General features: G+C 69.8%; 16 protein-coding genes. 7 read left to right on the top strand and 9 right to left on the bottom strand.

All coding sequences use genetic code 11. The annotated features are described in order from the left end of the window. Window positions 1–171: 171 nt before the first annotated feature. Complete coding sequence (locus HG543_RS31655; RefSeq protein ID WP_211194285.1) at window positions 172–972, bottom strand: ParA family protein; 801 nt, start codon at window positions 970–972, stop codon at window positions 172–174. A 9142-nt stretch (window positions 973–10114) separates the two neighbouring features. On the opposite strand from HG543_RS31655, the gene HG543_RS31650 reads away from it, so the two are divergent. Together HG543_RS31650 and HG543_RS31645 are read left to right on the top strand one after the other, a co-directional pair. Beyond that, window positions 10115–10948 (top strand): hypothetical protein, encoded by an 834-nt coding sequence (locus HG543_RS31650; protein ID WP_169348642.1) that lies wholly within the window; start codon window positions 10115–10117, stop codon window positions 10946–10948. Next, on the top strand, window positions 10945–11550 hold the full coding sequence (locus tag HG543_RS31645) for a hypothetical protein (RefSeq protein ID WP_169348641.1): 606 nt from the start codon (window positions 10945–10947) through the stop codon (window positions 11548–11550). The genes HG543_RS31650 and HG543_RS31645 overlap by 4 nt, the downstream gene beginning before the upstream one ends. Here the strand turns inward: HG543_RS31645 and HG543_RS31640 are convergent. Together HG543_RS31640 and HG543_RS31635 are read right to left on the bottom strand one after the other, a co-directional pair. Beyond that, window positions 11517–12176, bottom strand: coding sequence for a hypothetical protein (locus tag HG543_RS31640; RefSeq protein ID WP_246357429.1), 660 nt, complete (start codon window positions 12174–12176; stop codon window positions 11517–11519). The two genes, HG543_RS31645 and HG543_RS31640, sit on opposite strands and share 34 nt — an antisense overlap. A 242-nt stretch (window positions 12177–12418) precedes the next feature. Beyond that, a complete protein-coding gene (locus HG543_RS31635; RefSeq protein ID WP_169348640.1) occupies window positions 12419–13045 on the bottom strand; it encodes a TetR/AcrR family transcriptional regulator in 627 nt (208 codons plus the stop codon). An 86-nt stretch (window positions 13046–13131) separates the two neighbouring features. On the opposite strand from HG543_RS31635, the gene HG543_RS31630 reads away from it, so the two are divergent. Together HG543_RS31630 and HG543_RS31625 are read left to right on the top strand one after the other, a co-directional pair. Further along, on the top strand, window positions 13132–13977 hold the full coding sequence (locus HG543_RS31630) for an SDR family NAD(P)-dependent oxidoreductase (protein ID WP_169348639.1): 846 nt from the start codon (window positions 13132–13134) through the stop codon (window positions 13975–13977). A gap of 11 nt (window positions 13978–13988) precedes the next feature. Next, window positions 13989–14381: a cupin domain-containing protein gene (locus HG543_RS31625; RefSeq protein ID WP_169348638.1), complete on the top strand. Its 393-nt coding sequence runs from the start codon at window positions 13989–13991 to the stop codon at window positions 14379–14381. 452 nt (window positions 14382–14833) lie between these two features. Here HG543_RS31625 and rsmG read toward each other — a convergent pair whose 3' ends face one another. From rsmG to HG543_RS31605, 4 genes are all read right to left on the bottom strand, one after another. Then, on the bottom strand, window positions 14834–15487 hold the full coding sequence (rsmG, locus tag HG543_RS31620) for a 16S rRNA (guanine(527)-N(7))-methyltransferase RsmG (protein WP_169348637.1): 654 nt from the start codon (window positions 15485–15487) through the stop codon (window positions 14834–14836). Between the two features lie 98 nt (window positions 15488–15585). Then, window positions 15586–17424, bottom strand: a complete 1839-nt coding sequence (gene mnmG, locus HG543_RS31615) for a tRNA uridine-5-carboxymethylaminomethyl(34) synthesis enzyme MnmG (RefSeq protein WP_169348636.1) — start codon at window positions 17422–17424, stop codon at window positions 15586–15588. A 194-nt stretch (window positions 17425–17618) separates the two neighbouring features. After that, a complete protein-coding gene (locus HG543_RS31610; RefSeq protein ID WP_169348635.1) occupies window positions 17619–18425 on the bottom strand; it encodes an MBL fold metallo-hydrolase in 807 nt (268 codons plus the stop codon). A 27-nt stretch (window positions 18426–18452) separates the two neighbouring features. Continuing rightward, window positions 18453–19163 (bottom strand): glutathione binding-like protein, encoded by a 711-nt coding sequence (locus HG543_RS31605; protein ID WP_169348634.1) that lies wholly within the window; start codon window positions 19161–19163, stop codon window positions 18453–18455. Window positions 19164–19958: 795 nt separating this feature from the next. Here HG543_RS31605 and HG543_RS31600 point away from each other — a divergent pair. Then, the gene (locus HG543_RS31600) at window positions 19959–21200 is read left to right on the top strand and encodes a multidrug effflux MFS transporter (RefSeq protein ID WP_169348633.1); all 1242 of its coding nucleotides are present in this window, start codon (window positions 19959–19961) and stop codon (window positions 21198–21200) included. A gap of 77 nt (window positions 21201–21277) precedes the next feature. Here HG543_RS31600 and HG543_RS31595 read toward each other — a convergent pair whose 3' ends face one another. Next, window positions 21278–22429: a hypothetical protein gene (locus HG543_RS31595; RefSeq protein ID WP_169348632.1), complete on the bottom strand. Its 1152-nt coding sequence runs from the start codon at window positions 22427–22429 to the stop codon at window positions 21278–21280. A 179-nt stretch (window positions 22430–22608) separates the two neighbouring features. Between HG543_RS31595 and HG543_RS31590 the strand changes: the two genes are divergently transcribed. Both HG543_RS31590 and HG543_RS31585 read left to right on the top strand, forming a co-directional pair. Continuing rightward, on the top strand, window positions 22609–23385 hold the full coding sequence (locus HG543_RS31590; protein ID WP_169348631.1) for an alpha/beta fold hydrolase: 777 nt from the start codon (window positions 22609–22611) through the stop codon (window positions 23383–23385). Window positions 23386–23410: 25 nt separating this feature from the next. Then, window positions 23411–23746 (top strand): hypothetical protein, encoded by a 336-nt coding sequence (locus HG543_RS31585; RefSeq protein ID WP_169348630.1) that lies wholly within the window; start codon window positions 23411–23413, stop codon window positions 23744–23746. A 1-nt stretch (window position 23747) separates the two neighbouring features. Here the strand turns inward: HG543_RS31585 and HG543_RS31580 are convergent. Continuing rightward, a partial coding sequence (locus HG543_RS31580; protein ID WP_169348629.1) for an alkaline phosphatase D family protein occupies window positions 23748–25300 on the bottom strand: 1553 nt, incomplete at its 5' end.

Here is a 25300-nt window from a genome sequence, read left to right as displayed (position 1 = left end):
GGGGCGGCCTGGGGGATGAGGGCGGAGAGCCCTCGGCCAAGCGCCCGCTTCTGCATGTCTGCTTTCACCACGGAGGGGACTCCAGCGCCGCGTCACTGTCACGGCGGCCATGAATGGCAAGGGCCCCCCGCCAACCTCGGAGAGCCCCCGCTGCTTCCAGATGATTTCAGTTCAGGCGACTCGCCGGCGGGGCGCCTTGGGGGTGTCCCGCTTCATGAGCTCCCGGCCGAGCGCCAGGTAGCTCTCGCAGCCCTTCGACTTGATGTCATAGAGGATGATGGGCTTGCCGAAGGACGGGCACTCGGACAGGCGCACGTTGCGCGGGACGACCACCTCGAAGACCTGCTTCTTGAAGTAGCCGCGCACCTCGTCGACGACCTGGTGCGCGATGTTGGCGCGAGCGTCGAACATGGTGAGGAGGATGCCCTCCATCGTCAGGTCCGGGTTGAGGCCCTGCTTCACCAGGTCGATGGTGTGCGTCAGCTGCGAGAGACCCTCGAGCGCGTAGTACTCGCACTGCAGCGGGATGAGCACCGAGTCCGCGGCGGCGAGCGCGTTGAGCGTGAGCAGGCCGAGCGAGGGCGGGCAGTCGATGATGATGTAGTCGTACTCGGCGGCCAGCGGGCGGAGGGCGTCGCGGAGACGGAACTCGCGGCGCTCCTGGCCGACGAGCTCGACCTCGGCGCCGGTGAGGTCCGGCGTGGCAGGGACGACCTGGAGGTAGCGCAGCTCCGTCGGGTGGAGCAGCTCCTTCATGGGGCGGCCATTGAGGAGCGCCTCGTAGACGGTGCCGTGGAGGTCGTCGCGCTTGAGACCGAGCCCGCTGCCCGCGTTGCCTTGCGGGTCCATGTCCACCAGGAGCGTGCGACGCTCGGCGGACGCCAGGCTCGCGGAAAGGTTGATGGCGGTGGTGGTCTTCCCCACGCCGCCCTTCTGGTTGGAGATGCAGATGATACGACCCACGTGGCCCATCCTCTCTCTCCCCGGCCGGTGCCAGGGCCCCGCGCGTGAAGCAGTGCACGGTTGCGCGCTGATCCACGCTGCTAGCACGCGCTTCGGGATCCGATCAAATTCGCGGCAAGCCTTGCGGCGAGCCTCGCTCGGCTGCCTTGTGCGGTCCTGATTCCGGAGTCCGGGAAGTGGATTTCGGGGCCGGTTGGACAGGGGTCGCGGGGGCTTCCGGCGGGTTGGTTCGAGGGCTCTATATAAAGGAGGGAGCGGCCGGGCGCAGGGCTCGTGTCAGCCCTCTATATAAGGATGCGGGCAGGCTGGGGTTCGAGTGCCCGGGGTGTGTACCGTGCTCGGTGGGCGTGGGTGCATGCCCGCGCGTTGGACGAGCAGACGAGCGTTCCTGGTCCCGAGCCCGCGCCTTTCAGGAGAGGTCGTGACCGCTCCGTTGCCTGGACCCTCCGCGAGGTTCCACGCGGAACCTGCATGTTTGAGGTCTCTGGGGTTCCACGCGGAACCCGCCTGCGCACCCAGAGGTCCCTTCCCGTGCGGCCGAGCGGCATCTGGTTCGGGCGAGCGTCCCGGCGCGCATCGCCTCGCGTCACGGCGAGGTTTCGACGGGAGCCATCCGCGCTTGGGGCTGCTCGCTGGTGGGTGTTCGGCACCACGACCCAGGACCTGCCTCCTGGTCTGGATGGCGAGCCGGCTAGCACAGCAGCGCAATCGCGAACTCGCGTGGGCGCGCACGCTTGCTTGCGTGCTCGCCGTCGGACCGTGTGGACGCTTCCCCATGACTGCCGCGCTCATCGTGTCTCCGGTGTGAGCGTCACCGGACCGAAGCCGGAGTGCTTCGCGTCCGACTTGGGGTTTCTCGCGGAGCCCCTCCAGTTGGTCGAGCTGACGACGTCGTGGGACGGCATGTGAACGGGAGTCGCTCTCGGGCGCGCGTGGCATGAGGAGCTCACGAGCCGGGATTCCGCGCGATGAGTCCGAAGTCGCTCGGCTCGTATGCGCGCGGCGACGATCGCGGTCCAAGACGCTGTATGCGCCTCCTTTGGTGCCGAGCCCCGTGCGGCAGCTCGGGGACACGGGGCCGCCTGAACGTGAAGGCCATCGTGGAGACATGGGCGGCACGTGGCCCGTTCCTTGGCGAAGTTCCGTGCGCAGGCTCGGAAGCCGCGCCCCGTCCTCCTGAGTACCCACGCATCACATCGAGGCCGCGTGCGACCAGAGCGCGTCGTCACGAACATGAGGAAACGAGACCTGCCGCTGGGGGCGGACTGCCCTGTCCTGCTCAGCCGTGTCTGGTCACCCCGGCCTGCGTGCGCCCCATCAAGGCACTCACGTCGCCTCCATCTTCAGCGTGGATGACCGTGAGGTACGCACGGCATCGCCGGAAGCGAGCCCACCTGACCGCTGCGCACGAGCAGGCGTGCAGGCGTGAGTGGGAAGCCCCCACGGCTGTGCATGGGGTGCTGAGCCCTCCGCATGAACATGCAGGTCCATGGCACGACGAGTGGGTGATGCGTGGCTCCAGCGTTTCCCAAAGAGCGCGTGTCCTGCCTGCATCTGAGAACACGGCCTCATGCCCACTGGGACACCATGGGCACTCGCCATGGAACGGTGCGCGACGCGCGTCAGTGATGTGCCTGCTGGCCGTGGCCCGGGTTGTTTGCTGCCGAGCCCGAACAGAGTCTCCGATTGGCCGCTGTGGGGTGGGGGCCGCGCACGACCTGCTCCACATGGAACGACCGCGGGTTCGACCTGTCCCCTCTCCTTTCCGGCACGTCGAGCTGCAAGACAGATGGCGCAGGCAGGCAACGCGAGCTGCACACTCAGGTGACGCGCCGCTGGACCTCCGGTTCCGTGGGCCTCAGACCTCGATGACCTCGCGAGACCGAATGGCCCACGCTTCCGGAGCGGTGAATCCCACTCCACTCGGAACGTGCGGCGCCGAGCCGCGCACCACCGACGACCGGGCATCTGACCTGGTCACTCCGCGAGCCGAACTCCTGTGCCCGCGCGACCTCCAGGTCTCCCTCCGAACTTCGGATGTCTGCTGAGTCGCATCCCTGGCTGACTGCCTGGTAGCTCGCTCCACTTCGCGGCGCCTGGCAGGCACCGAGGCCCAGGACGAGAGACGCGCATGGACTCCTCACCGAAGCGCGGCTCGCGGGCGGAAGCGTGCGCCCCGCCTTCTTCCTTTCGACATGTTCCGGGGGCATCGCGGTGGAGGAGCACTCGCTCCCGAATCGAACGCCACGGCGATACGCATCGAACCGCTTCACCCGCGCGGTAACGCAGGTTACTGGCACCTGACGCGTGAGGAACTCGACCCGAACGCGCGAGCGATGCTGGGGGCCTGTTGGCTGCGGCAGGGTGTGACGCCCGAGGCTCGACGGCCGACATGCGGCGAACCGCGAGCAGGGGTCCAACCTCGGAAGGCTCACCTTCGACACGTGCCCACGGCCCCGGCGAAAGACATCAGTGCCCACCGACCGAGGTCATCATCACTCCCGATGCCCCAGTGCCGTCCCCTTCCACGTGGAGCGCGAAAGGCGATGGCACCAGCACGTGATGGCACCCCAACCCCGATGACCTCGCGAGCATGAGGACCGTTCGCGTTCCGACTCGGAGACGGCGTGGCACACGCGGCGAGCCACCGTCACCGGTTGCTCGCGTCGAACACCTGGCACCTTCTCAAGTACCGGGCTGAGCACGCGGACCTGGTTCCATGTGGAACGCGTCACCTCCACCACCTGCCCACTTCGAGCTCACCGGGCCCCGCGAGGACCCGACCGCGCAACCCCCGCACGGGCCCATGTGGAACCCGCGGCACGGTCACCGCCTGCTCGCTTCGAACTCACGGTGCCTTCGCGAGCATCGGGCTGCATGCGCCGACCCGGTTCCACGTGGAACACGAGGCACGCGACCTCCTCCACCTGCCCGCTCCGAACACGTGGAGCCTTCGCGAGCACCGAGTCGCGCGCGCCGACCCGGTTCCACGTGGAACACGAGGCACGCGACCTCATCCGCCTGCCCACTCCGAACACGTGGAGCCTTCGCGAGCATCGGGTCGCGCGCGCCGACTCGGCTCCACGCCGAACTCGTGGCTCGTGACCTCATTCACCTGACCGCTCCGAACTCATGACGCCCGCGCGAGTGCGGGACCGCGCACGACGGCTCGGTTCCACGTGGGACCAGCGGCATGCGGCCTCATCCACCTGACCGCTTCGAACTCACGCCGGCTCGCGGGTACCGCGCCGAGCCCGCCGGCTCGGTTCCACGTCAGGACCACGGCACTGTCGCCGCGGACCGGCTTCGACCTGAGGCCGACCTCCTGAGCATCGGACCGTGCCCGCCGGCCTGGTTCCACGTGGAACGCGGGCCCGCCACTCTCACCGCGCCTGCTCGTCGACTCTCCCGAACTCGCGAGCGCGAGGACTGCTCGTGCCGGCCGCGTCCACGTGTCACTGCCCTGGTGCCGTCACCGGCTGCTGATAGCAGGTGACCTTCGCCGGCCTCGCCAGCTCGAGCCCCGCTCACACCCGTGTCTTTCCTCATCGAGCGCGCGGCGAATGGGTTCCACCGCGCGATGTCGTCAGGCTCCTGGCGAGCACGTGGAGCCGACGCGCATGCGCGACCGCGGGTTTCGACCTGGAGCCTCGGCGACGTGTCGCCACCGCAAGCACCACGACCTCGCAGGCCACATGCGAGTTCACGCGGACCGTGTTCCACGTGGAACCCGCGGATGGACGCCGTCACCGCCAGGGCCCAAGCCCCATGTCGACTTCGCGAGCCCGCGCTCCGCTCATGTCGACCCGGTTCCACGTGGAACGTGCGGTTCGGCGACGTCACCGTGAGGGCCCACGACCTCGCGTCGACATCGCGCGCGCGGTCGGGTCGCTCCCGCCAGCTCGGTTCCACGTGGAACATGTGATGCCTTCCCGCCCGACCCCTGATGCTCACGGCGACGCATCAGCCACTGGACCTTTCGCGCCCCCAGGGCTCCACGCGACCACCACGCCGGACCACCACCCTTCACGAGGGTCCCGACCTCGCGGCGCCTTCTGGAGCAACTGGGCACTTCGCTCCAACCGGGTTCCACGTGGAACACGCGCGCGGCACCTTCGCCCGCGCACCTTCGAACTCGCGCGACCGCATGCCGACCGCGCCTTCATGTCTCCACGTGGGACGCGAAGTGTCGCCGTCATCTCGTGATGCCTTCCGGAACTCATGACGACCATCCGCCCCCATGGCGTCACCAGGTGCATCTGGGTTCCACGTGGAACACGCCGCCCGATGTCGCGAGCGCGTGGTGACCTTCGAACTCGCCGCGGACTCACGCGCGGGCGGCTCACCGCAGCCCCGTTCCACGTGGAACGCGGCGGACCTCCCTGGCACCTGACCGCGTGGGCCCACGCGCGCATCCACCGCGAGCCGTGTTCCACGTGGAACGGGAAGCACTCACGCCAAGGCTTGGGCTCGGCCCATGCCGAACGGCTGGAGGCATGAACCTTCCTGGTGAACCTCGCGCGGCGGACTCCACCGCACGCTCGCGCTTGCCTCGCACCGCCCTCCCTTCCTGTTCCACGTGGAACGCGCGACCGGTGCTCCTTCCATCACGGGTGCTGCCGCATGCACACGCGACCTCGCCCAGCGTTCCACGTGGAACACGGCCGGCGGCCTTCACCGGATGACAACCTCGGGATGCATGGTCGCGCGCTGCCATGCGCGCATCCGCGTTCCACGTGGAACGCGGTGGAGGCACGCGAGCACTGACCGACGTCGTCAGGTGATGCGCTCCGGACGCGCGCCGCCATGCGCTCACGCGCTCACGCGCCCACGACTCGCATCCGCGTTCCACGTGGAACGGGCGCCAGAGGTCCTCACCCCGTTGCGGCATCCGAACGCGTGTCGCCGCGCACGCGAACACCGCGCATGGAACAGGCGCCAGAGGTCCTCACCCCGTGGCGGCATCCGAGCGTGTGTCGCCGTGCACGCGAACACCGTCGGCATCCGACGAGCGCCAGAGGCCTTCACCCCATGACGGCATCCAGCCGCGCTTCGGCGCCTGCCGCTCCTCACCTCCGCGTTCCACGTGGAACGAGCAGCCAGGGACCTTCTCCACGTGGCCTCATCCGGATGCAGGTCGCCGCGCACGCGACCTCGGCCCGCATCGGCGTTCCACGTGGAACACGGCCGGAGGCTTTCGCCGGATGAACGCATCAACACGTGTGTCGCGGCGCGCGCGGTTCCACGTGGAACACGTCGCCAGATGACCACGCCATGCGACGCCATCAGGACCGGCGTCGCGTCGCCGACGCGCGCGGCCCCGCCGACAACTCGTTCCATGTGGAACACGCGCTCAGCCACTGCGCACCGGAACACGTGCGCGTGAGCCCCCATCCGCGTTCCACGTGGAACCAGGTCGGTGTTCCTCTTCATGAGGCCGCGAGGCGCATGCGGATACGCGTGGCGCCAGCGCTTCATCCGCGTTCCACGTGGAACACGCGCGGAGAGGTTCTTCACTGCATGGACGCACAACTCCACGTGGCCACCGCGCGGCCACCGTCATCCGCGTTCCACGTGGAGCACGCGGGGAGAGGTTCTTCACCGCATGGACACGCAACTCCACGTGGCCACCGCGCACGACCACCGTCATCCGCGTTCCACGTGGAACACGAGCGGAGAGGTTCCTCACCGCATGGACGCGCAACTCCACGTGACGACCGCGCACGACCACCGTCATCCGCGTTCCACGTGGAACACGCGCGGGAGAGGTTCTTCACCGCATGGACGCGCAACTCCACGTGGCCACCGCGCGGCCACCGTCATCCGCGTTCCACGTGGAACGCCTCGCGGTCTCCGCGCATGCGCTGGGCGCGCACGTGAGGACCGGCCCCTCATGAGGCGGGATTCACCGCGCACGCGTGGACGGACGTCGCGCGCATGCCGAGCCCATCGGCACGAGGCCTCCATCACGGCATCGGCGTTCCACGTGAAAGGCTCGCTCCGCCACATGCCGCTGATGCGAGCCGAGGTCTCTTGAAGAACGGCTGAGCGCGGGCACGCGATGCGGAGGCCTTCAGCGGAAGCGCCCACCGCGCTCGCATGTCGAACCGGTGCGCACCAGGAGCGCGCGGGCACGGACCTCGTTCGGCGTGGATGCGCATCGGAGCTCGTGCTCGGCGGGTGCCATCCATGGCGGCACCGGCCCGCGAGCACGTGGAGCACTTCGAGCCGCGCGTGTTCCACGTGGAACGCGCGGCCTGTCTCCGGTGATGCCATGAGCCACGGGCGGCGCGCGTGGTCCGCCAGCTCATCGCGCCGCGCGGACGGTTCAGGCTCCATGACGTGAGCCTCCAACGCGCACCTCACGGCGAGCACGTTGCGCGGTGACGCTCCACCCCCATGCGAGTTCCACGTGGAACGAGTCTGGTCGAAGCGGCGTTGAGCGAGGGTCTCCCCTCCCCTGCCGGCCGTGGCGACTGAGCGGTGGCACTGCTTCACGCGCACCTCATGGCGCGCGTCAGGTCCGCGGAGCGCCGCACATCACGGCACCATGAACGCGCACCGCGCCATCGCATCCACGTTCCACGTGGAACCCGGGCCCGGCATCAATGGGGACTGCTCCGGGTCGCGCACTCCACCTTCACCGTGAACCCGCCACCACGGTGGCCCCGCGTTCCACGTGGAACGCGGACCCGGCATCAATGGGGAGTGCTCTGGGTCGCGCACTCCACCTTCACCGTGAACCCGCCACCACGGCGGCCTCGCGTTCCACGTGGAACGGGGACACCGGGTCGACTGGCTCCGCGACTCACGTCGCTTCGGGCTACCACCGGGGACCGTCATCACCGCGACCGCGCGTTCCACGTGGAACGCGCCTTCAGTTCGCGCGGCGCCGAGGTCCGAGTCAGTCCGCATCCCCACCACGGCCCGCCGTCATCACGACCGCACGTTCCACGTGGAACGCGCCTCCCGTTCCCGCGGTGCCGAGGAGTTCGTCAGTCCGCATCTCCACCACCGCCCGCAGCCATCGCCTCCGCGTTCCACGTGGAACGCTGACTCGGGTTCGGGCGATGCCGGGCACTCGTCGCTCCGCACCTCCACCAGGTGCGCGCCGGCATCACTCCTCCTGGAGCGATGTCGCGGCACTCGCCACGCCGTGTCCGCCAACACCGCGCATGAGCGCTCAGACCGGGACACCGACTCCAGCTCGCGTGGTCCCGGTGCGCTCGTCACTCCTGCTCGCCATGAGCGCGCCCTTCTCGTTCCACGTGGAACGCGAGCTCCAAGCTGCACGGCTGCGTACGGTGGTGGCGGTCATCGCCCCTGCACCTCCACCCGAGCGCGCCACCACGCGGCTGCTCGTTCCACATGGAGCGCGGCCTCTCGGTCTCGCGCGGCAGGCATCGCACTGCAGCTCCGCCATCGAGTCCGCGGCCATCGCGGCTGCTCGCTCCACGTGGAACGTGGGCTCCCGGTCTCGCGTGGCTGCGCGCGGCAGGCATCGCACTGCAGCTCCGCCATCGAGTCGCGGCCATCGCGGCTGCTCGTTCCACGTGGAACGCGGGCTCCCGGTCTCGCGTGGCTGCGCGCGGCAGGCATCACACTGCAGCTCCGCCATCGAGTCCTCGGCCATCGCGGCTGCTCGCTCCACGCGGAACGCGGGCTCCGCTCCGCGTGCGCGGTGGTGCAGCGCGGCCATCGCTCCTCGCTCCCGCCATGAGCCCACTGCCATCACGAGTGCTCGTTCCACGTGGAACGCGGGCTCGAACCGGCAGCACTCCACACCTCCGCCATGAGCCCGCCGTCATCACGGCTGGTCGCTCCACGTGGAACGTGGGCTCCGCTCCAGCTTGCATGGTGGTGCAGCGCGGTCAGCGCTCTTCGCCCCGGCATGAGTCCGCTGCCATCGCGACTGCGCGGGCCATGCGGAACGCGAGCTCGAACCGCCGTGGCGGCGGGCGGCAGACATCACTCCGCACCTCCACCGTGGGCTCGTGGCTCTCGCATCGCACGTTCCACGTGGAACGCGGACTCCGTTCCCGCACGAGTGGTGGTGCAGCGCGGTCATTGCTGTGCGTCTTCGCCATGGCCCGGGGCCATCCCAGCTGCTCGTTCCACGTGGAACGCTGGGTCCGCTCCCGCTTGCATCGCGGTGCAGCGGTCATCGCCTGCGCCTCCTTCATGAGCGAGCCGCCATCGCTGCTGCTCGCTCCATGCGCACGCGGGTTCCGCTCGCGCAGGGAACCCGGACCGCGCTCCTCCACGAACATGGACATGCATCGAGCCCGGCCCGGCACCGCTCGGTCCCACCCCGTCCCATGGCTTCACGAACATCGACGTGGACCGCACTCCCCACGAACACGGACATGCATCGAGCACGGCCCGGCACCGCTCGGTCCTCAACCGTGCCCCGACCTCACTCATCTGGAACACGGAGCGCACTTCGAGCCGCGAACCGGCGACACACGTGCACGACTCAGTGATGTCCCTCGCGTCCTCATGACTGCGCCGCCGTGAACGCCAACCCACCACGCGGCCCTCTGCCTCGCGCTCAGCCAGGGCTCATGCTCCCGCCCTCTCTCCCTCCCGCCCGAGACACCTGCCAGTCCATGAAGCACTTCGGCACCACGCGAGAACAGCGCTTCTCGCGACTCGGCTCTGGTCGAGCGGGTTCCATGTGGAGCGCGCCCTCGGGAACGATTCACCTCGGGCGCTCGTGTCCACATCGGCACTCGCTTCGCGCACCTCCTCCACGTGCGAGCCCATCACTCACGGGCTCGGTCACGCACCGCGAGCCAATTCGTCGAAGCGGGTCAGCCCGTCAGACAGACTCCATGGCTCCACACGGTCCGCACATCCGCGAGCCCATGCGACGGTCCTCTCTTCGCCGCGGTCCACGGACGCAGGAGGAACGATGACCAAGAAGAGTCACCGTCCCCCACTCCCCCGGGGTGCTGGTTCCCAAGACATGCCCCAGGACCACCGCCTCCACGCCGAGGTGCTGGGAGTCGAAGAGTCCCGCGCGCTGTGGCGCCGCGGGTATGAAACCTTCGCGTCCCCGATGCCTCTTTCACGGCAGCGCCCGCCAGCCAGCACGTGAGCCCCTTTCTTGCGCACCTGTCTCGGCGGACCAAGGCTCCTGCCACCGCCCATGCTCAAGGCCGAGCTCCACAACAAGCTTCCCGATGACACGCGCGTCGCACTCGACAGGCTCGAGGACCTGCTCACGTCGAATCTGCTCGGCTCACTGACGTATCTCCCCGCCGAGCACGTGCTGCTTCCGTGGCTTCGCCTGGCTCGCGCGTACCCGACTCACAACACGGAGGCACTCGTGCCCGACGGAGTGCTCGGAGCGCGGGTGCTGTTCTGGCCTCGCGCCGGAACCCGCGAGGCCGATGCGCTCGTGCTGCTGCGTCTGGAGTCTCGGACCGAGGCCATCCTCGTCGAGTGCAAGTACGAGTCGGGCAAGAGCAATGCGGCCATCGTCGAAGACTCCTCGGGCAAGGCGCAGGGAGACCAGCTCGTCGACTACTGGCGCGCGCTCGCGTCGGGAAACATCCGGCCCTCACGTGCCGACACCTCCGCCACCGTCATCCGTGGCGTGAAGCTCGTCTACGTCACCGCGCACGGCACCATGCCCATCGCGGACCTGGACGAAAGCTGGAAGCGGCTCACTGGCGAGGAGCCATCCCTCGCGAGGTTCTACTGGCTCTCGTGGCGAGACCTGCATTCACTCGTCACGCAGGAGCCGCCGACTCCAACAGATGAATCTCAGCGCAACCTGCGTCGCGATATCGCCGCGCTGCTCGAGCGGAAGTCACTGCTCCGCTTCCGTGGCTTCGACTCGCTCGCATCCCGGCTGCCTCCAGTGTCCGCCACGCCCGCCTGGCGCGAACACTGGAGCCTGCCTCCCCTCCCCTTCCTGCCTCCGCTCCCGCTGCTCGCGGAGCGGGGCCTCAACACCTCCAACGAGGACGAACGATGAGCGCTGTTCCACGAACAGGCGTCGCCATCAAGCAGTGCACCGACTTCATGCGCGAGGTGTACCGCGAGGTCTCCGCGCTGTTCGGTGACATCGACCTGGTGTTCGCGGACGCCGGGTGGAGTCCAGTCTGGTCCGGCAACCTGGTCTTCGCCGGCATCTCGAACGCCATCGAGGCACTCCCGTCGCGCTTTCCACGGTCGATGGGCCGCGTCTACGCGCACGCACGAACAGGCGAACCGGCCCGGCACGCGGCCATCGTCGAAGTGCACCTCAGCCCGTCATTCGACGCGGACGAGGCCACGCTCGTGCTCACGGTGGTGGGCCTGGAGGAAGCGCTGGCCCCCGACTCCATCCGCGGTCTCTATAGCGACAGCGACTTCGCGGGGAACCTGCTCCAACAACACGGTTACACACCGGGCACGGCGAAGGACCTCACGCGTGACGAGCACCCGCGTGTCTTCTCCGGCGCGCCTCACCTGCGCATCATCGCGTGGCCGCTCACCCAGATGACCAGCCGTGAGGCGCTCAAGCAGACCGTGGTCGCGGAACTCACTCGCGCCGTGGCCGCTCAAGCCCCGGGCGGCACCGGCACCACGAAGTAGGTCTGCTTGTGCCGGGGCTCGGCGTCGTACGCGCGGGCGAGCTTGCGCGCGATTTCCTCGCTCGGATGCACGACCACTTCGGCGCGATTGCCGTGCTCGTCCTGCCGGATGACGGCCCAGCCCTCGCGGGGCTTCGGCATCGGAGGCGGCGGCGGTGTTCCACGCGCCTCAATCGCGTACCACTGCTTGTGTGCTCGCGCTTCCAGCAGTCGCGCCAGGCACTCGGCGTGGCCGCGCGCCGGCATCACGGTGACGTCGTGACGGTTGCCCGTATCGTCCTGCCGGTACACGGCCCAGCCGTTCTTCATGAGCGGCCGTCCCTCGTCCACGCGCCACACCACCTCCCGGCTCCACCAGCCGAGGTGCGCGAGCGCGTGGTCCACCTCGTGCTCCCCGGTGAAGACGTGGAAGTCGCCGGCGCGCTCGCGACGCAGCACCACCAGCGTCAGCCCGCAGTCCGCGCGCCAGGCCCACCAGTCCGTCGGCCCGAGCCCGTCACCTTCCGGGTCCGTCCCGTGCGGCGGTCCGAGACGTCGCTCGAAGTCAGCGCGTGACTCCCGCGCGAGCACGTCGTGGTTGCGCTCGTACATCCAGACAAGCGGCCCCTCTATCGACAGACGCTTCATCCGTGGCACCCCCGCCGCGAAAACTAACGGTGTGCCCGGACCACGCCACGCAACGGACTCGCGGCCGAGCATTCCCCTGAAGCACGCCAGCAGTTCCACGTACGGGTACACGCCCGCACTCGTGCGGTCGCCCGTCGCACCCCGCCCCAGCGCACGACAGCGCTCCCGCGCGCACCGCTCGACCACCGAACGCCACCTGACGTTCCGCGTGGAACAGGTCGCCGGCACACGGACCGCGCCCCCTACCGTTCCGCGTGGAACAGGTAGCCGGCCGCGAGCTGGTACAGCTCCCGCTCCAGCACCCCACTCGCGAGAAGGTCTTGGCGCTCGGTGATGGCCTTGTGCGACAGGGCCTCGAGCGCCGTCTCGAGCACGACCGCGGCGACCGCGGGCTTCATTCCTCGCGGCAGCTCCCGCGCATGGGCGCGAAGGAAGCGCTCAATCAATTCGGTGATGCGCCGGTTCGTGTCCATCACCTCCGCGACGCGACCCACGCGCGGCACCTGCTCGTAGAGCACTTTGTGCAGCTCGGGGGAGATGCGGTGCGTGTCGACCGCGACGCGGATGATGGCCTTCAGTCCCTCTTCGAGTGACGCGGTCTTCAAGGGAGACAGGGCCTCATCGGCGACGCTGACCATCTCGTCGGCGTGCTGCTCGATGAGCGCCGCGACCAACGCTTCCTTGCTCGGGAAGTACTGGTACAACGAGCCCACGCTCACCCCGGCTCGCTCGGCGACTCGCGCGGTCGTCGTCTTCTCGTAGCCGTGCTCCACCAGAACCTGAGCCGCCGCTTCGAGCAACGCGTCCACCGTCGCTCGCGAGCGCGCCTGACGCGGCAACTTCCGAGGGGTTGTCTCGACCGTCTTCATGCGCGCCACCCTTCCCGGGAATGCGAATAGCGAATGTGACGAATCATTCGCATATTGCGCTCCGCCTCTCAACGGAGCCACCCCACATGGAAAGTCGAAGCACTCCGGAAGCGCGGAACAGCCGCGTCGTCCTCGTCACTGGTGCGTCGTCCGGACTCGGCCGGGCCACGGCGGCACTGCTCGCGCGGCGCGGCTACCGCGTCTACGGCACCAGCCGCCAGCCGACACCGCGAGCGGGCACGGAATGGCCCATGCTGCCGCTCGAGGTGTGCTCGGACGCGTCCGTCGAGGCGTGCGTTCGCGAGCTGCTCGCGCGTGAGGGACGTATCGACGCCCTGGTCAACAACGCGGGCCATGCCTTCATCGGCGCGGTGGAGGAGACGAGCCTCCAGGAGGCGCGGGCGCAGCTGGAGACGAACTTCTTCGGCGCGCTGCGGATGATGCTCGCGGTGCTCCCGCCCATGCGCGAGCGCGGCGTGGGACACATCATCAACGTCAGCTCACTCTCCGGAGCCGTGGCCGTGCCGTTCCTCGGCGCCTATGCGGCGAGCAAGCACGCGCTCGAAGCGATGTCGGAGTCGCTCGCGCACGAACTGCGCGGCACCGCGCTCCGCGTCACGCTCCTGCAGCCCGACGGCATGCGCACGGGCATCGGCTTCCATCATCCGCGCACCGAGCGCCCGGACCTCGCCGTCAAGCGCAGGCGGCTCGTCTCACTGCTCGAACGCGCGACACGGGAAGAGGGGAACGACCCCGACCTGCTCGCGCACGAGGTGGCTCGTGTCATCGAGGACAGCGCGCCACCGCTCCGCATCATCATCGGCGAGGGCGCGAAGCGACTCATCGAAGCCCGCCGCACCCTGCCCGAGGTCGAGTTCGGCAAGCTGCTGGCCTCGGCACTCCACCTCGACACCGAACCGGCCACGGCCTGAGTCGAGAAACGATGATGACCGGACTGTCCTTCACCATCGCCACGGAGCTCGCCGCCATCTCCGACCCTCGACAGGCGCGAATGCTCGGTGACTACGCCGCGCACGGCGGCGCGATGCTGGGAGTCATCCGCATCGGAGTCGAGGGCACAAACGGATTCTGGGAACGCCACGACGGTGGGGACGAGCTGCTCGTCGTGGTGTCCGGGCGGATGACGATGACCCTGCGTCCCGAGAGCGGACCGGACCTGCCGCACGACCTCGGTCCGGGAGACGCGCTCCTGATACCGAGGGGTGTCGCCCACACGGCCCGGCTGCACACCCCGGAGGTGCGACTGCTGTTCGTCACGCCCCGAGAGGGAAACGCGGCGTGGACCGACCATCCCGAGGGGAAGCGCCGCCACTGATTCAGGACGCGAACCGGGGAGAACCTGACAGGCCCACGTGGAATGGAGCTTCCGTTCCGAAGGGGAGCCGCCCCGGGGCCGGCGGGTTTCCGCGGAATGGAGCTTCCGTTCCGCGTGGGAGCACCCGGGGCGTCAGCGAGCTTCCGTGGAATGGAGCTTCCATTCCGCATGAAGCAGCCTGGGCCGGCAGGCTTCCGTGGAATGGAGCTTCCGTTCCGGCTGGGACCGCCCGGGACCGGAGAGTTCCCGCGGAATGGAGCTTCCGTTCCGACTGGGGACCGCCCGGGACCGGAGAGCTCCCGCGGAATGGAGCTTCCGTTCCGGCTGGGGACTGCCCGGGACCGGAGAGCTCCCGCGGAATGGAGCTTCCGTTCCGGCTGGGAGGCAGGGGCGCTCCCCTTGGCGGCCCGGGCCCGGAGCTCCGGGCCGGGCAGGAGCCGCCCTCCCCTGCCCTACTCCTTCGCGAACACCGCGACCTGGCGCTCGGCTCCGGAGAACGGCAGCCGGTACGCCCGCGCGGACACGACGCGCAGTTGCCGCTCCGCCGCGCGCGCCGTCAGCTCCGCGTCCGACTGCGCCTTGCCGAGCATCGCCACCACGCGCCCGCCCGGCGCCACGTACCCCGGCGCCAGCGCGAGCCAGTCCGGCAGGTCCATGAACGCGCGCGCAATCAGCACCTCCGCGAGCGGAATCCCTTCCGCCTCCGGCTTGCCCTCCGCGCGCGCGTGCAGTCCGCGCACGCCCTGCATCCCGAGGCTCGCCGCCGCCGCCTTGATGAACGCGACCTTCTTCCCCACCGCGTCCACCAGCGTCACGCCCAGCGACGGCAGCGCCAGCTTCAACGGCAACCCCGGGAAGCCCGCGCCCGCTCCGAGGTCGAGCAGCGTCGCCGCGCCCGTCACCTCCGGCAGCACCGCCAGCGAGTCCAGGAAGTGCTTCTCCAGCACCTCCTCCGGCGCGGTAATCGCCGTCAGGTTCACCTTCGCGTTCCACTTCAGCAACTCGCCCATCAGCCGGTACAGCCGAGGCCCCACGTCCTCCGCCACCGACACTCCCAGCGCCCGGCACCCTGTCGCGAGCTGATCTACAAACCGCGCGTTATCCACAACGCCTCCACATCCAACGGGGCCACAAACCCCTGGAATTACTCAGGCGGCGGCGGTCCCCAGAATTTCCCACACGTTATCCACAGCCCCGGTTCAGATCATTCCACCGACTGTGCACAGCTCCCACTGCCCCGCTTCAGCGCCACCAGCAGCAACGACACCGCGGCCGGCGTCAGCCCCGGAATCCGCCGTGCCTGACCCACTGTCCCAGGCCGGTGCGCCGTCAACTTTTCGACCGCCTCCGTGCTCAGCCCGCGCACCTCGTTGAAGCGGAAGCCCTCCGGAATCCGCCACCGGTCCGTCGCCTCCGCCTCGCGCGCCGCCGCCCTCGCCGCCTGCGCGATGTAGCCCTCGTACTTCACCTCCACCTCCACCTCCTCCGCCACGTCCTCGGGGATGACGGGCCAGTCCTCCCGCCCCTTCGCGAGGCTCGCGTACGTCTCCTCGGGCCGCTTCAGCCGCGTCGCCAGCCCGGAGCGCTTCAGCCGCGCCATCTCGTCCGCCACCGCGCGCGCTCGCGCCTCGGCCCGCTCCAGCGCCTCGCGCGGCAACAGCCCCACCCGATGCCCGTGCCGCGCCAGCCGCAGGTCCGCGTTGCCCTCGCGCAGCTTCAGCCGATGCTCCGAGCGGCTGGTGAACATGCGGAACGGCTCGTCCACGCCCTTCGTCACCAGGTCGTCCACCAGCACCGCGCCGTGCGCCTCGTCGCGGCCGAGCACCAGCGGTGGCTCGCCCTTCACCTGGAGCCCCGCGTTGATGCCGGCCCAAAGTCCCTGGAACGCGGCCTCCTCGTAGCCCGAGGTGCCATTGAGCTGCCCCGCGAAGTAGAGGCCCGCGATGGCCTTCGTCTCCAGCGTGGACTTGAGCTGCGTGGGCGGCGCGTAGTCGTACTCCACCGCGTAGCCGTAGCGGACCACCTCCACCTTCTCCAGCCCGGGGATGGTGCGCAGGAAGTCGAGCTGCACGTCCGCCGGGAGGCTCGTGGACAGGCCCGCCGGGTACACCAGCGGCGACGTGGGCCCTTCCGGCTCCAGGAACACCTGGTGGCTCTCGCGCGCGGCGAAGCGCACCACCTTGTCCTCCAGCGACGGGCAGTAGCGCGGGCCCCGGCCGACAATCTCCCCCTGGTACAGCGGCGAGCGGTGCAGGTTGTCCCGCAGCACCTTGTGCGTCTCCACCGTCGTCCCGGTGATGCCGCACGTCACCGCGGGCTGCTTGGGGAACTCGCCGCCCGAGGCCATCTCCACCTTCGTGCGCCAGGACAGCGGGCGCGGCGGGAAGTCCCCGGGCTGCGGCTCCACCGCTTCCCAGTCGATGCTCGCGCGCGCCAGCCGCGCCGGCGTGCCCGTCTTGAAGCGGCCCAGCGTGAAGCCCAGCGCGCGCAGCGAGTCGGACAGTCCGCGCGCGGCCTCGTCGCCGAGGCGCCCGCCGACCTCCTTCTTCTCGCCCACGTGCATCAGCGCGTGGAGGAAGGTGCCCGTGGTGAGCAGCACCGCGGAGGCCGACACCTGCGTGCCGTCCCGCAGCACCACGCCCGCCACCCGGCCGCCCTCGGCCACCACGGTGGAGACCTCGCCCTCCAGCACCGTGAGGTTCGGCTGCGAGAAGAGCACGGCCCGCATCCCCGCCGAGTACGCCTCGCGGTCGCACAGCACGCGCGTGGCCTGCACGGCCGGGCCCTTCGACGCGTTGAGCGTCTTGAAGTGCGTGCCGGCCACGTCCGCCGCGCGGCCCATCTCTCCGCCGAGCGCGTCCAATTCACGCACGAGGTGGCCCTTGGCGGTGCCGCCCACGGCGGGGTTGCAGCTCATCACCGCCGCGCGCTCACGCTTCAGCGTGAGGCCCAGCGTGGCCAGTCCCATCCGGGAGCAGGCAAGCGCCGCCTCACAGCCCGCATGGCCCAGGCCCACCACGATGACGTCGTAACGCAGTCCCATCGCTCACGAGGGTCGCTGCTGGAGCGGGAAGCCTGACATGGCTCCCCTTCCCTCCAGGCGCTCGGGCACCCTGGCTCCGCGCGCCGCGACCGTCCCGTGCCTCGTATGACTCCGGCGGGCGCCCTTTGGCAAGCAAACGCCCCATGCCGGAGGGCATCCGGCGGGTCAGGCCCCCTGCCCTCCCCTCGCCCGGCTCAGCCGGAGACGGCCGTCAGGTAACGCTCGAACGAGGCGTCCACCGCCGCGCGCCCGCCGCCGAGAATGTTCCGGCCCCACGTGTAGCCGAACACGTCCTCGAAGTCGTAGGCCCGCAGACGCTCGCGCATGGCCCGCACGTCACCGGGCTTCATGGGGATGAAGTTGGGATAGCTGTACATGAAGCTGACGTGCCGCCGGTCCATGACGACCTGCAGCGCGTCACCGGGAAACAGCGCGCCGCCCGCGCGCGGGCCCTGCTTCCAATGAAGCGCGGTGCTGCCCGGGAAGTGGCCGCCACACCGGATGAGGGTGACCGACTCGGAGAGCCGGTGCACGTCCCCGCTCCAGAACCGGAGGTTCGAGGACGGCCTGCGCACCCATTCCCTGTCGGCCTCGTGCAGCAGGATGGGCACGCCGCCCAGCGCCTCGCTCCACTCCACCATCGATGAATAGAAGTGCGGATGCGAGATGACGATGCGGTCCACGCCTCCACGTGCCTTCAACGCGGAGACCGCCGCATCGGTCACCAGGCTGATGCACTCCCATAGGATGTTGCCCGCGTCCGTCGGCAGCAGCAGCGCCCGCTGGGGAATGGCGAAGTCCGCCGCCAGGCCGAAGCCCAGCAGGCCCGCGTCCTCCTCGATGCGCAGCGTGTACTTCGCGGCCAGGGCCTCGTGCGTCGTCCAGGTCTGGCCATTCGCTCCGACGTACTGGCGTTCGTCCTCACAGATGGGGCAGTGCTCGGGTGGCGCGGAGGTCTCCGCGTACTGGGTGCCGCAGGTCTCGCACAGGTAGAGGGGCATGATGGACGCTCTGGAAGGAGAGGGGGCTCAGCGCTTCGCCTCGGCTCCGGCGGTGCCCTGCTGGAAGAGCACCTGGCGTGCCTCCGCGGACAGAGCCCGCGGCTTCGCGTATCCGTCCTCGACGCCGTCGTAGACGCGCAGGGTGGCGGGACGCGCGGCGATGCGCTCGAACCAGCGCCTCACGTTGGGAAGGTCCGCGAGCCGCTGCCCGTGCGCGGCGTGGGGGACGACCCAGGGATAGCAGGCGATGTCGGCGATGGAGTACGCCTCGCCCGCGAGGTACGTGCGGCCTTCGAGCCTGCGCTCGAGCACGCCATAGAGCCGCGACACCTCCCGCGTGTAGCGTTCGATGGCCTGGGGCAGGGGCTCGGGGGCGTAGACGCGGAAGTAGCCCGCCTGACCCGCCATCGGGCCCAGGCCCGCCACCTGCCAGAACAACCACTGCAGCGCCTCCAGGCGAGCGCGCCCGTCCGTGGGCAGCAGCTGGCCGGTCTTCTCCGCGAGGTAGAGGAGAATCGCGCCGGACTCGAACACTGGCACCGACGCGCCGCCGTCCCTCGGCGCAGGGTCGACGATGGCCGGAATCTTGTTGTTCGGCGAGATGGCGAGGAAGGCCGGAGCGAACTGCTCCCCGGCGGACAGGCGCACCGGGACGATGCGGTAGGGGAGGCCGGTCTCTTCCAGGAAGAGGCGAATCTTCAGGCCGTTGGGCGTGGGACTGAAGTACAGGTCAATCATTGGAGTCTCCCGGAGCGGTGGCGATGGCCGCCACGCGAGAGACGCAAGCTAGGCGCGCGCTGGCTCGCTGACGGGGCCAGTGCGGCGCTTTCTCATTGGGCCATTGCCGACGCGCGGGGAGAGGTTTACGGGAGCGCGCGAGGCAGGTAGTGGGAGGGGTTGAGGTCTACCTGCCTCGCGCGCACCGGCCATCACTCCAGAAGGTCGGGCCAGCCGTGCTGGCGCCGCCCCCCCGGCCTGGGTGGCGTCTTGAAGCCGCCGCGGGAGCACAACCGCTCCGTCCCGCGTCCGGCGCTCCGGCCCGGTTTCCCGGGACGTGCGCCGCCTTGTTTCCACACGAGGCAGCCCTTGCCCGCGTGGTGAAGCTGGTGTCGCGCGCCACGGAAGGCGGACCCACCTGTGCGGTGAGGACGCAACGGTGGAATCAAGTTCGGGCCTCAGAGGGTCCGACGCCTCCGTGTGCGCGACGGGTGAATGAATAGCCGAGGGGTCTGACATGCGGGCTGACACGGGCCCGGTGCCCGGCCGGGGCGGCGGACAGCCTCACTGCTCCATTTCCGCAACAGGTGTATTCGGTTTCCGCAATCGCCTTCGGCGCGGCTGGCCGCTATCCACTGAGGCGCAGGAACTCCACTCCACGGTTCGGGAGGTACCCGGCTCCGCGGACGGCCCGTGAGGCCGGGAGCCCGGGGCCGCGAGCCGCCGGGCAGACGTGGAGGCAGGCCGCATCCTCGGGCGCCGGACACGGACGCCCCGCGACACAACCGGGGCTTCGCGCCTCGGTCCCTGGAGTCCATGAGCACTGCTTCGAAAGAGTCCACCCCGCGCGGCACGCTCGCCCTGGAGCTGCTGCTGGGCACGCTGACGGCGTTCGCTCCGCTGTCCATCGACATGTACCTGCCGGCGCTGCCGGGCATCGCGGAGGACCTGCGCTCCAGCGCGTCGGTCATCCAGCTCACGCTCGCGTCGTGCTTCGCGGGGCTCGCGCTGGGGCAGCTCATCACCGGGCCGCTCATCGACCACTTCGGCCGCAAGCGGCCGCTCCAGCTCGGGCTGGGGCTCTATGTGCTGGGCTCGCTCGGCTGCGCGCTGGCGCCCAATGCCCCGGCGCTGGTGGCGCTGCGCTTCGTGCAGGCGCTCGGGGGCGCGGTGGCGCTGGTGACGCCCCGGGCGGTGGTGAGGGACTTGTGGTCCGGCGCCGAGGCCGCGCGGACGATGTCGCGGCTGATGCTGGTGGTGGGCGTGGCGCCGGTGCTCGCACCGCTGCTTGGCGGGTTCGTCCTGCGGCACTCGGGGTGGCGCACCATCTTCGTGGTGCTGGCCGTCGTGGGCGCGCTGGCGCTGGTCGCCGTGGTGCGGACGCTGAGGGAGACGGCGCCGCCGCGCACGGGGACGCGGACGATGCGCTCGCGGCTGGGGGAGCTGCTCGGGGACGCGGACTTCGTGGGCCCGGCGCTCGCGGGCGGCTTCGCGTACGCGGGCATGTTCGCTTACATCGCGGGCTCGCCGTTCGTGTTCATCTCGCTGCACGGGGTGGCGCCGGAGAACTTCGGCTGGTTCTTCGGCGCGAATGCCGTGGGACTGGTGACGCTGGCGCAGCTCAACCGCAAGCTGGTGAGGCACATCCCGCTGCACAGGCTGCTGCGCATCGCGGTGAGCCTGTACGCCGTCACGGCGGTGGGCGTGCTGCTCGTCGCGTGGTCGGGGTTCCTGGGACTGTGGGGGCTGGCCGCGGCGCTGTTCCTGTTCGTGTCGACGCTGGGGCTCGTGGGGCCGAACTCGGCGGCCATCGCGCTGGAGCGGCACGCCGCGCACGCGGGCCTCGCGTCGGCGCTGCTCGGCGCGCTACAGTTCGCCTCGGCGGCCGCCGCGTCGTGGGCGGTGAGCACGTTCAACAACGGCACCGCGAAGCCCATGGGTGGCGTGGTCGCCGTGGCCGCGGCGCTGGCGTGGCTCGCGGGAGTCGTCGGCCACCGGACGCGCTCGCGTGAGCAGGGAGCAGGGGAGGGGAGCGCGGTGAGCCGCGGCACGGCGTGAGTGTGTCCACCTCACGCGCGGAGGGACGCACGGGGACGCCACGTTTCCGTGCGACACGGACGCGCGAAACCCCGGCCCTACGGCTCGTCGTAGGGCCAGTAGGACCTGCGACGGCGCTCGGGGAGGGGAGTGGTCCGCGGGGCCACGGGAACGCTCAGGGTCTGCACCAGGTGGACGAGCCACTCATGGGGCGGCTCGAATTCCCGCGCGGGATGGAAGCCTTCCTCGTCCTCCACGACGTTGTTCGGGGTCTCGCCACTGTCGACCCGGCGCATCAGCTCCTCATAGGAGAAGGCGGGGAGGACCTCGACGATGTGGGCCCTGGGAAGCAGCTGCGGCAGGGGCGGGAAGAGCTTCTGCTTCACCTCATCGAGCAGGCCCGATGGCTCCTCGTGGAAGAAGCCTTCGACGGCCACCTTGACGGGCAGCGTCGAGAAGGGCGCCGCGGCGGCGGAGAGCAGCGCCTCCACCGCCTTGCCCGCCTTCCTCCGGGGGATGCCCACCTGGAGCGCCGCCTCGACCCACGCCTCCGGTGAGGCGGTGCCGAAGCCGACGGCACAGTCCGACGTCGAGAGGACGAGCTCGAAGTACGAGTCGTAGGCGCGGTCCGGAATCCAGAGCAGCTGACCGTCGAGCCGCCACGCGGACCAGCAGGTGGCTCCCTCGCCGCACCAGAGCTGCCATTCGTCTCCCACGGCTTCCGAAGGCACCCGTCCGCGCATCCACGCGGAGACGATGGCGCGGGCCCGCTCCACGCTCAGGTCGTTCTTCCGGAGCGCCTCCAGGACGCGGGCGGCCCGCACGTCCACCACGGCCGGTCGCGTCGGCAGCCACTTCGGCGGAGGAGGCACCCAGTCCGGACGGTTCAGCGGGCTTCCATCCGGCGCGATGCGGACGGGCTCCAACCACTGTTTCTCCACCACGTCGAAGACCTCGAGCCGGCCTCCCTCGATATCGAGGATGAACCACGTGAGGAATTGGCTGTGGCTGTGCTCGTTGTCGGGGGTGAACCAGGGCGCCCAGCCATTCTCGCGCGCCTCGCGCGTCGGCAGTTTGCGCCAGCCCCAGGGAGCCGAGACGAACTTCTCCGCGACGCCCTTCAGTCCGCCGTAACGGCGCAGGAGGCGAAGGAGGAACACGCCCAGCATCCCAGGCTCTCCGTCATCGGTGACCTCGACGCCACGCCACCGGTCCCGGGTGCCCACAGCGAGAATCGCGGGTTCGCTCATACCGGAATCCTCCCATGACACCTGGGCACTTCGCACATCTCAATTGCATCTGCCACGACACGCCGTGGCGTCCACCTCTGAACGGGAACAAGGGCGGCGTATGCACGCCGTATTCGGCGGACTCGTCCGTCGGGACGGGGGTGTTGCATGTTGCCCCGGAACCCTCTGGGATGAAGACCATGGCAACCACACGCACCGTCCAGGGCCCCGCGGGCCGGCTCGTCGTCACCGACTCCGGTGAGGGCGGCCTCCCCGTGCTCTTCGTCAACAGCAACGCCGGCCGCCGCGAGCAGTGGGCCGCGCAGCAGGCGCATCTGAAGCAGCGCTCCGTGTCCTTCGACCTGCGCGGCATGGGCGAGTCGGACCCGGATGCCCAGGGCCGGTACGGCGCGGGAGACATGGCCGAGGACGTGCACGCGGTGGCGAACGCGCTGGGCCTGGAGAAGTTCGTGCTCGTGGGGCACAGCTTCGGAGGCACCATCGCGGGGGAGTACGCCATCCGCTGGCCCGAGCGGCTCGCGGGGCTCCTCTTCGTGGACACGACGGGCACCATGCCGCCGCTGCCTCCCGAGCAGCTCGCGTGGTTCCGCGACGGCATGCGCCCGGAGAAGTACCGCGAGTTCATGGACACGTGGTTCACGCCCATCCTCGAGAACGCGAAGCCGCACACGCACGAGTCCGTGATGCGCTGGCTGCACGCCACGCCGCGCGAGGTGGTGTCCGGCGCGTCGGAGAGCGTCCTCACGTACAACTCGGACCGCGTGTTCGAGCGCTACAAGGGCCCGGTCCACACGTTCGTCGTGGACGCGTTCATCCAGCCCCACTCCTATCACAACCTGTACCCGGGCATTTCGTACCGGGTGTTCTCGGGCGTGAGCCACTGGTTCATGATGGACGCGCCCGAGGAATTCAACGCCGCGCTCGACGAGTTCCTCCGCACGCTGCCGCGAGAGTGACGGGCAGGGGAAGGGAGTCGTGAAGATGGAGATGAACGTACGGAGGCTCGGTAACTACCGGAACCTCCCCTATGGGGACCCGGACGCGCCTGAGCTGACGGACAGAAGCCACGAGCCCCGCCTGCCCGACGAGGCGGACATCGTCCGGTACCTGCAGTCGGGGAGATGCTTCGTCGCCTGTCCGGGGGTGTCCCGCGACATCCTCGACCCGGCCCGAAGAATCATCAGCTCGGGCTCGGGGTACACGGATGGGGTCTGGTTCTGGAACGAGGACCTGCCGCACTACGTGAAGACCTACAACGCGCCGCTCCCGGACGAGTTCCTCGCGCACGTCCGGGCACGACTGGCGGAGCGCTCCTGAGTCACAGCTCGCCCGTGTCGAACACGGTGACGGGCTGGTCCGGGTGACGCGGGTCCTGGCCCACCAGCTTGAAGCGCACGGTGGAGTGGGCCCCCCGGTCGTGCACCTCAATCACGCCCACGTTCAGTCCCCCGTAGGGGTTGTGGTCCGCGTCTCCCACGCCATCCATCCGCACCAGCCGCGCCGCGGGACCATCTTCCACCTTCAGCAGCAGCTCCGTGCGAGGCAGGTGCCTGGCCGCCCAGGCGGAGAAGCCATGCGTCAGGTGCGTCACCGCGCTGGAGGTGAACTGGTACATCGTGCCGCGCGCGTCTCCCAGCCAGTCGATGGCGAACGCGCAGCCCAGGTGCACGTCGCCGCTGAGCAGCACCACGCGCTGCTCCGGACAGCGGCGCTGGTGCGCGAGCAGCAGGCCCAGCAACCGGTCCCGGTCCGGCAGGTTCCACGGATGCGTCCAGCGGTCCCTCGCGTCGCCCCGGTGGCTGCGCAGCAGCGAGATGCCCATGGACGCCCACGAGGCCACGTACACCATGGGCACGCTCAGCACGAGGAACACCGCGCGGCTGTGCTGGTGCGCGTCCAACCATGTGGACAGCCGCGCGAGCTGCTCGGGTGAGTAGACGCGAGGCTGCTCGCCACCGCGCCGCTGGCTGCGCAGGTCCATGGCGTAGATGCCAGTGCTGCCGTAGTCGAAGCTGAAATCGAAGGTGTCCGGCACTCCCGCCGGACACGGGCCGAGCACCCGCGAGCCCTGGTAGTCGAAGTACGCCGCCCGGGAGCCCTGGTCCAACCGGCGCCACGCGGGCCCGGAGTGCTCGGGCTCGGCGCCCCAGTTGTTCACCACCTCGTGGTCATCGAGCATGAGCCACGATGGGTACCCCGCCTGCAGCGCGCGCCAGCCGGGCAGGTCCCAGAACTGGCGGTGGCGGAGCTGGTACAGCCGCCGCACCTCGTCCGCCGAGCACTCCAGCAACCGCGCCCGGCCCGCCACGCCCGCGCGACGGAAGAACCGCGGCGAGAAGAGGGAGAGCGCACGCGGCTCGTCCACGTACATCTGGTCGCCGCACATCAACAGGAAGCGCGCGTCGTGCGACTCCAGTGTGGTGCGCGCGGCCTCCAGCATCGCGGCGGAGGCGGGAAACACGTCGCCGGAGGACATGAAGGGCTGGTGGCAGCTCAGCAGTCCGAAGGTGAAGACGGGCGGCGTGTCCTCGGCGCGAGCGGGGAAGGTCTCGAAGCGGCCCTCGCCCACGAGGACACCGTCCGCCTCGCGGGTGATGCGAAAGCCGTGGCGCCGCAGGGGCGCGAGCGGCGGCTCACCGGGGAAGCCGTCGGGGTAGAGGAGGGTGCCGGTGCCATCCGCGTCCTCGGCCGGAGTGAAGTGCCAGGACACGGAGCGCCGTGAATTCCCCGCGTCGAGCGGCCACACCTCCAGCCGGTGCGGGCCAGGACGGTCCGAGCGCAGCCACAGCCGCACGGAGTCCGGGCCCACGGTCCCCACCGCCACGGCACACGGGAAGCGCAGGTCACCGAAGCGCGGGCGGGGCAGGGGAG

This window comes from Pyxidicoccus fallax (assembly GCF_012933655.1).
GTDB lineage: Bacteria > Myxococcota > Myxococcia > Myxococcales > Myxococcaceae > Myxococcus > Myxococcus fallax.
The sequence above is the reverse complement of the archived record's forward strand: the minus strand, read 5'-3'. Positions and strand labels throughout refer to the sequence as shown.

What these genes read in the sequence shown, in the direction of transcription:
- HG543_RS31655 (WP_211194285.1), bottom strand. Translation starts at nt 972, where the DNA reads ATGGGCCACGTGGGTCGTATCATCTGCATCTCCAACCAGAAGGGCGGC.
- HG543_RS31650 (WP_169348642.1), top strand. Translation starts at nt 10,115, where the DNA reads ATGCTCAAGGCCGAGCTCCACAACAAGCTTCCCGATGACACGCGCGTC.
- HG543_RS31645 (WP_169348641.1), top strand. Translation starts at nt 10,945, where the DNA reads ATGAGCGCTGTTCCACGAACAGGCGTCGCCATCAAGCAGTGCACCGAC.
- HG543_RS31640 (WP_246357429.1), bottom strand. Translation starts at nt 12,176, where the DNA reads ATGAAGCGTCTGTCGATAGAGGGGCCGCTTGTCTGGATGTACGAGCGC.
- HG543_RS31635 (WP_169348640.1), bottom strand. Translation starts at nt 13,045, where the DNA reads ATGAAGACGGTCGAGACAACCCCTCGGAAGTTGCCGCGTCAGGCGCGC.
- HG543_RS31630 (WP_169348639.1), top strand. Translation starts at nt 13,132, where the DNA reads ATGGAAAGTCGAAGCACTCCGGAAGCGCGGAACAGCCGCGTCGTCCTC.
- HG543_RS31625 (WP_169348638.1), top strand. Translation starts at nt 13,989, where the DNA reads ATGATGACCGGACTGTCCTTCACCATCGCCACGGAGCTCGCCGCCATC.
- mnmG (WP_169348636.1), bottom strand. Translation starts at nt 17,424, where the DNA reads ATGGGACTGCGTTACGACGTCATCGTGGTGGGCCTGGGCCATGCGGGC.
- HG543_RS31610 (WP_169348635.1), bottom strand. Translation starts at nt 18,425, where the DNA reads ATGCCCCTCTACCTGTGCGAGACCTGCGGCACCCAGTACGCGGAGACC.
- HG543_RS31605 (WP_169348634.1), bottom strand. Translation starts at nt 19,163, where the DNA reads ATGATTGACCTGTACTTCAGTCCCACGCCCAACGGCCTGAAGATTCGC.
- HG543_RS31600 (WP_169348633.1), top strand. Translation starts at nt 19,959, where the DNA reads ATGAGCACTGCTTCGAAAGAGTCCACCCCGCGCGGCACGCTCGCCCTG.
- HG543_RS31595 (WP_169348632.1), bottom strand. Translation starts at nt 22,429, where the DNA reads ATGAGCGAACCCGCGATTCTCGCTGTGGGCACCCGGGACCGGTGGCGT.
- HG543_RS31590 (WP_169348631.1), top strand. Translation starts at nt 22,609, where the DNA reads ATGGCAACCACACGCACCGTCCAGGGCCCCGCGGGCCGGCTCGTCGTC.
- HG543_RS31585 (WP_169348630.1), top strand. Translation starts at nt 23,411, where the DNA reads ATGGAGATGAACGTACGGAGGCTCGGTAACTACCGGAACCTCCCCTAT.